10 protein-coding genes are annotated in these 12,233 nt (G+C 72.6%); 3 read left to right on the plus strand and 7 right to left on the minus strand.

The annotated features are described in order from the left end of the window. Positions 1 to 257 precede the first annotated feature (257 nt). On the plus strand, positions 258 to 1,097 hold the full coding sequence (locus GGD88_RS17760; RefSeq protein WP_184437999.1) for a universal stress protein: 840 nt from the start codon (positions 258 to 260) through the stop codon (positions 1,095 to 1,097). Between the two features lie 11 nt (positions 1,098 to 1,108). On the opposite strand, the gene GGD88_RS17765 is transcribed toward GGD88_RS17760, so the two are convergent. The 3 genes from GGD88_RS17765 to putA all read right to left on the minus strand — a co-directional run bounded on the left by GGD88_RS17765 (position 1,109) and on the right by putA (position 6,063). Beyond that, positions 1,109 to 1,705, minus strand: a complete 597-nt coding sequence (locus GGD88_RS17765) for an RES family NAD+ phosphorylase (RefSeq protein ID WP_184438001.1) — start codon at positions 1,703 to 1,705, stop codon at positions 1,109 to 1,111. Further along, a complete protein-coding gene (locus GGD88_RS17770; RefSeq protein ID WP_184438003.1) occupies positions 1,702 to 2,220 on the minus strand; it encodes a helix-turn-helix domain-containing protein in 519 nt (172 codons plus the stop codon). Before GGD88_RS17770 ends, GGD88_RS17765 begins: the two co-directional genes overlap by 4 nt. Before the next feature lie 147 nt (positions 2,221 to 2,367). After that, positions 2,368 to 6,063: a bifunctional proline dehydrogenase/L-glutamate gamma-semialdehyde dehydrogenase PutA gene (putA, locus tag GGD88_RS17775; protein ID WP_184438005.1), complete on the minus strand. Its 3,696-nt coding sequence runs from the start codon at positions 6,061 to 6,063 to the stop codon at positions 2,368 to 2,370. A 221-nt stretch (positions 6,064 to 6,284) separates the two neighbouring features. On the opposite strand from putA, the gene GGD88_RS17780 reads away from it, so the two are divergent. Beyond that, on the plus strand, positions 6,285 to 6,890 hold the full coding sequence (locus GGD88_RS17780; protein WP_184438006.1) for a LysE family translocator: 606 nt from the start codon (positions 6,285 to 6,287) through the stop codon (positions 6,888 to 6,890). 257 nt (positions 6,891 to 7,147) lie between these two features. Here GGD88_RS17780 and GGD88_RS17785 read toward each other — a convergent pair whose 3' ends face one another. The 4 genes from GGD88_RS17785 to GGD88_RS17800 all read right to left on the minus strand — a co-directional run bounded on the left by GGD88_RS17785 (position 7,148) and on the right by GGD88_RS17800 (position 11,173). Next, positions 7,148 to 8,509, minus strand: coding sequence for a c-type cytochrome (locus GGD88_RS17785; RefSeq protein ID WP_184438008.1), 1,362 nt, complete (start codon positions 8,507 to 8,509; stop codon positions 7,148 to 7,150). Beyond that, complete coding sequence (locus GGD88_RS17790) at positions 8,506 to 9,108, minus strand: NapC/NirT family cytochrome c (RefSeq protein ID WP_221237220.1); 603 nt, start codon at positions 9,106 to 9,108, stop codon at positions 8,506 to 8,508. Before GGD88_RS17790 ends, GGD88_RS17785 begins: the two co-directional genes overlap by 4 nt. Before the next feature lie 138 nt (positions 9,109 to 9,246). Beyond that, positions 9,247 to 10,539 carry an NAD(P)/FAD-dependent oxidoreductase gene (locus GGD88_RS17795; RefSeq protein ID WP_184438010.1) on the minus strand — a complete coding sequence of 431 codons (1,293 nt, stop codon included), beginning with the start codon at positions 10,537 to 10,539 and terminating at the stop codon, positions 9,247 to 9,249. A 10-nt stretch (positions 10,540 to 10,549) separates the two neighbouring features. Beyond that, the gene (locus GGD88_RS17800; RefSeq protein ID WP_184438012.1) at positions 10,550 to 11,173 is read right to left on the minus strand and encodes a c-type cytochrome; all 624 of its coding nucleotides are present in this window, start codon (positions 11,171 to 11,173) and stop codon (positions 10,550 to 10,552) included. A gap of 329 nt (positions 11,174 to 11,502) precedes the next feature. Between GGD88_RS17800 and GGD88_RS17805 the strand changes: the two genes are divergently transcribed. Beyond that, complete coding sequence (locus tag GGD88_RS17805) at positions 11,503 to 12,177, plus strand: DNA/RNA non-specific endonuclease (protein WP_184438014.1); 675 nt, start codon at positions 11,503 to 11,505, stop codon at positions 12,175 to 12,177. Positions 12,178 to 12,233: the final 56 nt, after the last annotated feature.

Genomic DNA, 12,233 nt, shown 5'->3' on the forward strand with positions numbered 1-12,233 from the left:
CGCCGCCGCAATCGGATGGCACAGCGAATCATGAAAGCTCCGTGATGTGGACCACCTCACCATGAACTTTCTGTAATCCGAGTTCGGAGCCCTGGGTACACTGGGCGCCGCCCTTGCCAAGGATTGCCGGCTTGGGCACCATCGCCGGCCGGCCCGCGCCGGCGCGTCCCGCCGGCGAAGGGGCGTGGCCCGTGGTCGGCGCGGGCAACGCCGCACCAAGCCGGCCGCACCAAGCAGAAGGTGAAGGAACACGATCGATGGCCCTCAAGGATATCCTGGTCCACGTGGACAGCTCGCACCACTGCCGGGCACGGCTGGAAGCGGCCACCGCCCTGGCGGTGCGCCACGATGCGCGCCTGACCGGTCTGTTCGTGCGCACCATGCCCCACGTGCCCCAGTTCGTCATGTCCCAGCTCGGGCCGGAGGTGACCCAGGCCCAGCGCCGCTTCTCCCAGGACGCGGCCGATGCCGCCCGCCGCCTGTTCGAGGAGGTCGTTGACGGCGCGGCGATCACGTCCGAGTTCCGCGCCCCCGAAGGCGAGTTGCTGGACGCGCTGGTGCTGCACGCGCGCTACAGCGATCTGGTGGTGGTGGGCCAGTACGACCGTCACGACGACAACATGGCCGACGAGCGCGAGGCCGCTGATCACGTCATCATGGATTCCGGCCGGCCCGTGCTGGTCATCCCCTACGCCGGTCACTTCCCGGTCATTGGCGACCGGGTCATGGTGGCCTGGAACGCCAGCCGCGAGGCCACGCGGGCCGTCAGCGACGCGCTGCCGATCCTGCAGACCGCCAAGGAGGTCGACGTGGTGGCCGTCAACCCGCGCCGCAACGGCGTCAACGGCCACGGCGACATTCCGAGCGCCGACATCGCCGGCCACCTGGCCCGCCACGGCGTCAACGCGGTGGCCGAGCATGTCGTGGCCCACGACGTGGACGTCGGCAACATGCTGCTGTCGCGCGCCAGCGACACCGGCGCCGACCTGATCGTGATGGGCGCCTACGGCCGGTCGCGCCTGCGTGAACTGGTGCTCGGCGGGGCGACGTGGCACATGCTCAACCACATGACCGTGCCGGTGCTGATGGGGCACTGAGGGCGCCCGCCTCACGGCCGGACGAGGCCAATGCGGTGCCGGGCGAGCAGACCCGGCAGCTCTTTGTGGCCGTGCAGGGCGCCGGTCGCGACGGCGAGGAGCCGGCCGGCGGCCCGATCATAGACGGCCACGATGTCCCGGCCGGTGAGGCGGGAGGCGAACAGGATCCCGTCCACGCCGGGATGTTGGGCGTGGATGGCGCGTCCCAGCGCGCGGCCGGCGCCGTGGTGGCGCGCCCCCACTGCGTCGGTCGGCGCACCGAGGCGGATGCATCCGTCCCCGCGCAGGTCGAGCAGCCGCACCGCCGTACCGGGGCGGGAGTCGATCCGCACCCAACCCCGGGCGGTGATCTCGACCAGGCTGATCCGCCGCTGCGTGCGGTGGGTGAAGCGGTCGCGAACGATGGTCTCTACCACGGCCGTCTCCATGTCCATCGCGGCATAGAGCACCGTGAAGCCGTCTGCCCGAGCGCAGAAGCGGGAGTCCGCCGGCGCCGTCCCCAGCGGGGTGCCGAGATGCCGGGCCGGGACGATCCGCATCGCCCCGTGCAACACCCAGTCCACCGCCACGGCTGCGACGGCCGCCGCGGGGTATCGGTGGGGGGTCATGTCATGGCCGTGCCAAAGGCCGGGGCCGCGTCCAGCACTGTGGCCGTCTCCCCGGCGGCCAGCTTGTCCAGCGGACGCGCCACGTCGTCCTCGAACGGCCACGGCTGCGACAGGAAGGCCCAGGCCAGCGCCGGGTCGCCAATGAGGGCGAGCACCGCCGGCAGATCGTGCACCACCTCCCCCGGCCCCCGGATCTGCTCGGCGGGGATGCGCAAGCCACGCTTGGTCCCGCGCCAGCCCAGCAGCCGGCCGGTGCGGACCCAGTCGTACACCGTGGTCCGGGATACATCCAGGCGATCGGCCGCCTCCGAAACACCGATCAGCTCCGGCTCGGGTGTCGCGGGTACGATAAAGGGCTGCAGGGCTGGCGGAACATCGGACGGCCCGGTGTTCCAGTCATACACCTGGGCTGCGGCATCCAGCGCCGCGGCGACGATCCGGCCGGCCTCCGACGGGTTGCGCCGCAGCAGCCGAAGGGCGCGCGGCGACAGCCCCTGGATGTCTTCGATGCGCATAACCCTCCCCTCCGTATCGTCGGCCCGGCGTGGCCTCGTCCCGATCCCTGAGCCCGGGATGGTCAGTCTGTCAAGTATGTCCAGTATGTCCAGTATGTCCAGTATGTCCCGTTTGTTTGGTTTGTCCAGTCTGGTCGGCGGCCGGCCTTACACTTCCGCCGCCACCCTGGCCAGCAGCGACGCGTTGCCACCGGACGCGGTGGTGTCGATGCTGAGGGCGCGCTCCAGCACGTAAACCGCGGCATCGTCCGGATCGTCGGCCAGCGGCACCAGCGGCCCGTCCCGCTCCGCCAGGGCCCGACGCAGCGGGCGGGCGCCGTCGGCCGTCGCGCCGGTCAGCGCCACCACCGCCAGCGGGCCGGCCTCGCGCAGGGCGTCGGCGGTGGGCCAGTCCTCCAGGGTCGCCAGCGGGGCCGGGGTGCCGCCTACCACGGCGCGCACCGGGTCGAGCAGCGCCGCCGGCCCCACGACCGCGCAACTGCAGGCGAGGGCGGTCGCCGCCTGGCGCACGGCCGGCGTCGGGTCGTCGCTGCCGTCGCCCAGGCACAGCGCCACGCCGCGCGCATGCAGGCTGAGGGTGTTCGATTCGCCGGTGGGACCGGGCAGGGTCACCGGCCCCGGGTCCAGGGTTGCGGCCACGGCCAGTCCGGCACGGGCGGCCGCGGCCAGGGCCGGGTCGGGCAGGCGCCCCAGCGCCGCCGCCAGCACCGTCGCCCGGTCGGTCTGCCGCGCCCAGTCCGGCTGCGCCCGCGCCGCCGCTGCCAGCGCCGCCGAGACGGTGGCCGCGTCGGCCGCCCCCGCCATCAGCGCCGCGGCGCCGGGCGCCGCGTCGGCCGGCCGGGTGAAGCGCATCAGATAGTGCGGCCCGCCCGCCTTGGGGCCGGTGCCCGACAGGCCCTCGCCACCGAACGGCTGCACCCCGACGATGGCGCCGATCTGGTTGCGGTTGACGTACTGGTTGCCGACCTGGGCGGCCTCCGTGACCTGGCGCACCCGTTCCTCGATGCGGCTGTGCAGCCCCAGCGTCAGGCCGTAGCCCTGGGCGTTGATGCGGGCCACCAGGTCCGCCAGGCCGTCGGCGGCATAGGTCACCACGTGCAGCACCGGGCCGAACACCTCCCGCGTCAGGTCCTCCGGCCGGTCCAGGCGCAGCGCCACCGGTGCCACGAACGTCCCCCCATAGGCCGGCGCCGCCACGCGGTGGATCAGGCGGCCCTGGGCCACCAGCCCCTCCACATGGGCCTGGATGCCGTCCCGGGCCTCGGGGTCGATCACCGGGCCGACGTCGGTGGCGAGGTCCCACGGATCGCCCACCGCCAGGGCGTCCATGGCGCCCGTCAGCATGGTCAGGGTGCGCGCGGCAATGTCCTTTTGCAGGCACAGCAGGCGCAGGGCCGAGCAGCGCTGCCCCGCGCTCTGGAACGCGCTGGCCAGGATGTCGCGCACCGCCTGCTCGGGCAGGGCGGTGGAGTCCACGATCATGGCGTTGAGGCCGCCGGTCTCGGCGATCAGCGGGGCGGCGGCGTTGCCGGTGCGGGCCAGGGCGCGCTGGATCGCCCGGGCGGTCTCGATCGAGCCGGTGAAACACACCCCGGAAATGCGCGGATCCGCCGTGAGCGCGCCGCCCACCACCGCGCCGTCCCCGGGCAGCAGCGCCAGGACGTCGGCCGGCACCCCGGCCTCGCGCAGCAGGTCGACGGCGCGCGCCGCCATCAGGCTGGTCTGCTCGGCCGGCTTGGCGATCACCGTGTTGCCGGTGACCAGGGCGGCGGCGATCTGCCCGGTGAAGATGGCGAGCGGGAAGTTCCATGGCGAGATGCAGACGAACACCCCGCGCGGCGCCCGTCCCGCCGGCAGCCGGCGCGCCTCGGCGGCGTAGTAGCGCAGGAAGTCGACCGCCTCGCGCACCTCGCCGACGCCGTCGGGCTGGGTCTTGCCGGCCTCCCGCGTCGCCAGCGCCATCAGCTCCGGCATGTGCTCTTCGTACAGGTCGGCGGCGCGCTCCAGGATCGCGGCGCGCGCCGCGACCGGCACCGCCGCCCAGTCCGGCAGGGCGGCCAGCGCGCCGTCCACCGCCAGCCCGGCGAGATCGGGTCCGGCCTCCCACACCGTGCCCACGGTGTCCGAGGGATGGGCGGGGTTAACGACGGGGCGCGCCAGGCCGTCGTGGTCGGCGGCGCCGATGCGCGGCCGGGCCGCCCAGCGGTGGGCGCGGAACGGGGCGCGGGCCGCCTCGAGGTCGGCCACCGCCACGGGGTCGGTCAGGTCGAGCCCGCGGCTGTTGCGGCGCTCCGCGCCGTACAGGGCCGGCGGCGGCGGCACGGCGGGATGGGGCAGGGCGTTGAGGCTGTCCACCACCGCCACCGGATCGCGCACCAGATCGGCGACGCTCAGCGACCGGTCCAGGATCTGGTTGACGAAGCTGCTGTTGGCCCCGTTCTCCAGGATGCGCCGCACCAGATAGGCCAGCAGGTCCTCGTGGACGCCGACCGGGGCATAGATGCGGCACGCTCGGCCGTGGCGGTCGTGTAGCAGCGCGTGCAGCGCCTCGCCCATGCCATGCAGGCGCTGGAACTCGAACGGGGTGTCCCCGGCGATCTCCAGCACGGCGGCGGCGGTCTGGGCGTTGTGGGTGGCGAACTGGGGGTAGATCCGGTCGGGCCGCGCCAGCAGCCGGCGGGCGGCGGCCAGATAGGCCACGTCGCTCGCCGCCTTGCGGGTGAACACCGGGTAGCCGGCGAGGCCCAGCACCTGGGCGCGCTTGATCTCGGCGTCCCAGTACGCCCCCTTGACCAGGCGCACCATCACCCGCCGGTCGAGGTGATCGGCCAGGGCCAGCACCCAGTCGATCACCGGCCGCCCGCGCGGCCCGTAGCTCTGCACCACGACGCCGAAGCCGTCCCAGCCGGCGAGCGACGAGTCCGCCAGTACGGTCTGGATGACGGCAAGCGAGAGGTCCAGCCGGTCCTGTTCCTCGGCGTCGATCGCCAGCCCGACGTTGGCCGCGCGGGCCAGGCCGGCCAGGTGGCGCACCCGGTCGATGATGACCGGCAGGCAGCGGTCGTGCTGCGGCGCCTCGTACCGGGGGTGCAGCGACGACAGCTTGATCGAGATGCCGGGGTTGGCGCGCACGTCGCCGTGCCGGGCGGCGCCGGCGATGCGGCCGATGGCGGCCGCGTAGCTCTCGAAATAGCGGTCGGCGTCGGCCATGGTGCGGGCGGCCTCGCCCAGCATGTCGTAGGAGTAGGTATAGCCCCGGGCCTCCAGCGCCGCCGCCCGCTCCAGGGCGTCGTCGATGGTGCGCCCGAGCACGAACTGTCGGCCCATCAGCTTCATGGCCTCGCCGACGGCGGCGCGGATGACCGGCTCGCCCAGGCGGCGCACGCTGCCGCGCAGGGTCGCCAGCACGTCCCAGCCGGTGCCACCCTGGCGCAGCATCCGGCCGGTCAGCATCAGGCCCCAGGTGGAGGCGTTGACCAGGGCCGATTGCGACTGCCCCAGGTGGCGGCTCCAGGCCGCGGGCGCCAGCTTGTCGCGGATCAGGGCGTCGATGCTGCCGGTGTCGGGGACCCGCAGCAGCGCCTCCGCCAGACACATGAGCGCCACGCCTTCCTGATTGGTCAGGCCGTATTCGGCCAGCAGGGAGTCCATGAGGCCGGGGGCGCGGTCGGCGCGCAGCGCCTCGACCAGGGCGGTGGCCACGGCGGTCACCCGGGCGCGCGCGCCGTCGTCCAGGCGGGCGGCGTCGGCCAGGGCGCGCACGGTGGCGGTCTCGTCGGCGAGGGTGGCGGCGCGGACGGCGCGGCGGGCGTCTTCGAGCGCGTCGGGCGAGGACGGATCCATGGCGGGCTCCGGGACGGACGATGAACGATGGTATCAGGCCCCACCGTAGCGGACCCGGACCGTTCTGTTCGAGACCGAAGCGGTCGGATGTTGCGCCTTTCTCGCTTAGCACGGATCGCGATCTGTTGGTTTCAGAGCGGCACACCGACATCGCGCGGCGAGTCCGGTTTGTCGCAATCGGCTGTAGGCTGTCGGTTCTTCTGGCACTGGAGCGCGATGCGATGACGGAGGCCGTGACACTGCTGTGGCTCGCCGCACTGCCCCTGGTGGGCACCCCCGGGCCGGCCACCCTCAGCCTTGCCGCCATGGGCGCGGCCTATGGCGTCCGCGCCAGCCTGGGCTATTACGTCGGCATCGTCGGCGGCACCGCGGCCGTCATCGCCATCCTGTGCACCGGGGTCATGGGCACGCTGGCGCTGGTGCCCGGCGTGTTGCCCGTGCTGACGGGCGTGGCGGTGGCCTATATCCTCTATCTGGCCTGGCGCATTGCCACCGCGCCGCCGTTGGCCCGACGCGGCGCCGGGGCGCGGCCGCCGTCGCTGGGCGGCGGGCTGCTGTTCGCGGTCGTGAACCCGAAGGCGTGGGCGGCGTTCGGGGCGCTGGTCACCACCAACATGCTGCTGCCCGCCGACCCGCTCGCGGATGCGGTCGCAAAGGTCGTGGCCCTGACCGTGCTGCTGCTGGCCATCGACATCGTGTGGTTGTCGCTGGGGGCGGGCCTCGCGCGCACCCTGGGCGACCCGCGCCGGGCGCGGGCGGTCAGCGTCACCCTGGCCGTGCTGCTGGTCGGCGCGGTTGTGCTCGCCCTGTGGCCGGAGGCGGCGTAGGGCCATGAGCCGGTCCGACGCGGGAGCGTGGGAGTTGGTTTGAAAAGGTCCCACGCGGGAGCGTGGGACTTTGTTTGAAAAGGTCCCACGCGGGAGCGTGGGAGTTGGTTTGAAAAGGTCCCACGCGGGAGCGTGGGACCGAGAACAGGAGAATTCTTCTTGCGCCCACGCTCCCGCGTGGGCGCCGGGGGCGCAGGGCGGACATGCGGTCCCACGCGGGAGCGTGGGACCGAGACGAGTCTTTTCGCGCTCCCCCGCTACCGCTTGCGCAGCGGCAGGGTCTCGGCGAAGGCCAGGATGCCGGCCGCCGTCTCCACCCCCATGGCCCGCAGCGGCGGCATGGCCTCGCCGGGGTGGCCGTTGAACACGCTGTGCAGCGCGCGTTGCGGCCGTCCGGTCACCGCCCGCCCCAGGGGCGGCATGGTGCGCACGGCGCGGCCGTCGGCGCCGTGACAGGTGGCGCAGATGGTGTGGTAGTGCGCCTCGAACGCGGCGCCGTCGGCCAGATAGTGCCCGGTGTCGGGGTGGATCCACGGCGCCATGTCGATCTGCCCGCGGCTGATGAACATGGCCAGGTCCGACAGGTCGCGCCGGCTCAGCAGGCGGCCGTAGCCGTGGGTCTCGTCGCTCAGCACGGCGACGATGTCCGCCGGGGCCGCCCCCGCCATGCCGTGGATGCCCGGGGCCGGCGGCGGACGGCCGCCCATGGCGAGACCGTCGCGGCCGCGATAGTCCCAGCCATGGCAGGCGCTGCAGCGCCAGCTCTGACGCTGGGCACGGGCCAGGGCGTCGCCGCCCTCGGCCTCGACGGGCGCGCGGCGCGCCTCGGGCCAGGCCGGGTGCCAGCCATCGGGAACCGCCCGGCCGATCTCGGCGAACCAGGTGTCGTAGAGCCGCCCGCCGCGCACCACGGCGGCGATCTCCGGCCGCGCCGGCAGGGTCTGCATGGTGGCCAGGGTGTTCGACAACACCCCCAGGTCCAGGGCGCGCAGCGGCGGCATGCTGCCGGCGGGATGGCCGTTCATCATGATATGGAGCGCATGCCAGGGCTCGGCGCGGCTGAACGGGCCCAGCGGCGGCATGTCGGCCACGTCCATGCCGTCGGCGCCGTGACAGCCGGCGCAGATGGACTGGAAGTAGACCGCGCCCGCGGCGGCGTCGCCCCGCGCCCGGCCGCCGGCGGGCTCGATCCACTCGGCCATGGCGATCTGACCGGCGGTGACGAACAGCGCCAGGTCGCGCTGGTCGGTCTCGTCGAGGTAGGTGCCGTAGCCGTGGGTCTCGTCGCCCAGGATGGCGATCACCTGCGCCGGATCGGCGCCGTCCAGGGCGCGGATGCCGCCGGCGCGCCCGGGCACGCCGTGGTAGTCCCAGCCGTGGCAGGTGACGCAGCGCCCGGCGCCCTCGGCGGCGGCGCCGTGGGTCTCGGGGCGTGGCAGGTGCGAGATGTGGCGCGTGCGCACGTCCAGCTCGGCACGCCAGTCATCGTACAGCCGGCCGCCGCGCGCGATCGCCGACAGGATCTCGTCGGCCTGCGCCGGCGGCGTCGGCAGGACGGCCGCCAAAAGGGCCGCGGCCGCGCCGGCCGCGGCGGCGGCGAGTCGGGAAGCGCGTCTCATCCGTCGTACCCCTCGGGCAGCTCGTGCACGATGCCCTTGTGGCACTCGATACAGTGGCGGCCCTCCAGCATGGCGTCCGGGTGCTTGAGTTCGGCGCGCCGGCCCTGCTCGCGCAGGTCGAAGGCGTCGAAGTTGTGGCAGGAGCGGCACTCGCGGGACTCGGTGGCCTCCATCTTGGCCCACACCCGCTCGGCCATCTCCAGCCGCCGGGCCTCGAACTTCTCGGGCGTGTCGATGGTGCCCAGCAGGTGGTGCCAGACGTCCTTGGACGCGATCACCTTGGCCATCACCTTGGGGAAGAACGGCTCCGGCACGTGGCAGTCGGCGCATTCGACCCGGATGCCGGTGCGGTTGGCGTAGTGGATCGAGGTCTTGTACTCGGCGTAGGGGCCGACTTCCATCTCGTGACACGAGATGCAGAACTCGGTGGTGTTGGTGGCCGCGGCGAAGACGTTGAAGCCGCCGTAGGCGCCGCCGACCAGGACCAGCGCGCCCAGGACCGTGATGACGGTGCTGGCGGTGCTGGCGAAGGGATTGCGCCACAGCCGGCGGAACAGACCCCGCCTCCTGGGCTGCGACGACGGATCGGTGTCGGACATCGGGCCTCCTGGCGCATCGTGCCGGGGGTCGACCGGACCCGCGACCCCCGCGGGTGGAACGGGACGGGGTGGAACGGCAGGGGGCGGGGCGGCGTCCGGAGCCGGGGACGCCGCGCGCCCCTCGGCTCCGGGGCCGCGTCAGCCCCAGATGTCCGCCTTGATGTTCTCGAACCAGCTGTGGGCGTAGAACAGCTCGCGCCGGCGCGCCTCGGCCCCGGCGTCGAGCGGGGAGACCCCTCCGGCGCCCGCGACCGGCTTCAGCGCGTTCTCGAAGTCGTCGTAGGCGTAGACCGCCGCCACCGAGAAGCCGAAGTCCGGTCCGCCGATGGAGTAGCAGGCGTTGGCCAGGTGCGGCACCGGCGGCGCCTCGCCCTTGGCGAGGGCGAGCGCGCCGGCGGCCGCCGCCTTGGCCTGCGAGTTGGCGCTGGAGCCCGACTTGGGCATAGACGCCGCCACCGAGCTGTCGCCGAGGACGTGCACCCCGGGGGTGACCAGGGATTCGAAGGTGCCCTTGTTGACGGGCGCCCAGCCGTCCTCCACCAGCCCGGCCTCGAACGCCAGGGCGCCGGCCTTCTGCGGCGGGATGATGTTGACCACGTCGCCCTTGAAGGTGCCGGCGACGGCGGTGACCTCCATGGTCGCGGGGTTGACCGCGGTCACCGTGCCGCCGTCCGTCTTGGAGACCCACTCGATCATGCTGTTGTCGGTGCCGTAGCCGTAGAACTGCTCCCAGGCCTGGAGGAACAGCGGCATCTTCGAGAACTTGTCCTTGGCGTCGAGCACCAGGATCTTCGAGCGCGGCTTGTGCCGCTTGAGGTAGTGCGCGATCAGGCTGATGCGCTCGTAGGGGCCGGGCGGGCAGCGGAACGGGTTGGGCGGCCCGCTGACGATGACGGTGCCGCCGTCGTCCATGGCCTCCAGTTGCTGCCGCAGCAGCGTGGTCTGGGGGCCGGCCTTCCAGGCGTGCGGCATGACCTCGGCGGCCTCGGCCGAGTAGCCCTCGATGGCGTCGTAGCGGAAGTCGATGCCGGGGGCGACCACGACGCGGTCGTAGGCCAGCGACTCGCCGCCGGCGGTGGCGACCGTCTTGGCGTCGGCGTCGATGCCGGTGACCCGGTCGTGCACCACGGTGACGCCGTGCCCGCGCAGGCCGTCGTAGCCGACCTGAAGGGTGGCGATGTCCCGGTCGCCGGCCAGCACCTCGTTGCTCATGAAACAGGTGGTGTAGGTCGGGTTGGCCTCGATGAGGGTGACCTCGGCGGCCGGGTCCATCCGCTTCAGGTACTTGGCGGTGGTGGCGCCGGCCGGGCCGCCGCCGACGACGACGAAGCGCGGTCCGGCGGCGCGGGCGATATGGGGCAGACCGGCCACGCCAAGCACGGTGGCGGTGGCGGCGGTGGCGGTCAGGAACCCGCGACGGGTGATGCTCATGGCCGCCTCCTCACTTCACGCTGGCGTAGTAGTTCAGGATCTTCTCGAACCCGTCGGGTCCGTGGTCGTCCATGAGATCCCGGAACTTGCGGGCCTGGCGGCGCTCCATTTCGCGGGCGCCGCTGAGGAAATCGGCGACCGAGAAACGCATGTACTGGAGCTTCTGGCCGGCGAGGATGCCCACGCCCTCGCCGTCGCGGCCCTCGTTCTCGTGACACGATTCACAGTATTCGGCGGCCAGATCCTTGCCTTCGGCGACCAGGGCCTGGTCGATCCACGGCTGCGGCAGGCGTTCGAACGGCTTGTCGCCGAAGTACACCGCCAGGGCCGTGATCTGCTCGTCGTCATAGCCGCGCGCGATGCGGCCCATGACCGTCGACGGGTTCATGTCCTCGCGGTAGGACTGCATCATGTACTCGAAGGTTTCCACCGGCAGCCCGGCGATGGAGGGTGTCGCGGCGCCCAGCCCGTTGCCGTCGGGGCCGTGGCAGAAGGTGCAGGCGCCGGCCATCACCTCCACGGTCGGATCACCCGCCGCCTCTTGGGCCGCCGCCAGCAGGGGCGCGCCGAACGCCAAGCCGCCCGCGATCAGGGCCGTCGCCCAGTGGCGCTGCCCCCTCGGTCGTGTTCCCATGGTTGTAACCTCCCCGTTGCAGTTTTCGCTTTTTGTGCCCACCTGAAGTTGAGACGGCGGGCCGTCGTTTCGTTGCCTCGAAAAGACCGGGCACGAAATAAGGTTTCAAGGTCTGACCCCGTTGTCAACCCGTTGCTTGAGAAAACGCTAATCTGCCGAACCCGCGGCGCCGTGCCCGGGCGCCCGCTGGCGTCGCCGAAACTTTGGTTGACACGGGCCGGTCGGCGCCCGGCAAACTGGCTGCGGCCGGCGTAGCGGGGCGGCACGGGGCCGGCCCGCGACCTGCGGCGGGATCCCGCCGGCCACGACCCGCGACGCTGGAGGCGCCCATGGCTGGCTACAATCCGCGTTTTCTGTGCGATCCCCGCACCTGGGACGGGGCGGCAGACGAGCCCCTGCCCGAATCGGAGCGCCGCCTGGTCGTTGACCTGCCCCGGTTCTCGCCCGCGCTGGAGGCGTCGATCCTGCGCACGCCGGCGCTGACCGGCGAGGTGGTGGCCGAGTACGTGAACTATTCTGTCGTGATGAACCGCCAGCCGCACCGGCGCTCGGCGGTGGTTGCGGCGCTCAACATCGACCAGACCCAGGTCCGGGACGTGCGCCGGTCGGACCGCTGGCGCGTCGATTCCCGCATCGGGGCCGCGCACCAGCTCGACAACGACTACTATTATGACAACCCGTGGGATCGCGGCCACCTGGCGCGGCGGGCCTCGGCCGCGTGGGGGCGCTCGAACGCGGCCGCCGGGCGGGCCTCGGACGAGACGTTCTACTATTCCAACGCGACGCTCCAGCACAAGCACTACAACCAGGACGAATGGCTGGCGCTGGAGGACTGGGTGCTGGCCCTGGACCGGCTGGCCGACGGGCGCGTCAGCTCGTTCAGCGGCCCGATCTACGATTCGTTCGTGCGCAGCATCGAGCCCGAGGGCCGGCCGCTCGCCACCGTGCCCTCGGCCTTCTTCAAGGCAGGGCTCCGAACTCGGATTACAGAAAGTTCATGGTGAGGTGGTCCACATCACGGAGCTTTCATGATTCGCTGTGCCATCCGATTGCGGCGGCG

Source organism: Roseospira goensis (genome assembly GCF_014197795.1).
Classification (GTDB): Bacteria; Pseudomonadota; Alphaproteobacteria; order Rhodospirillales; family Rhodospirillaceae; genus Rhodospira; species Rhodospira goensis.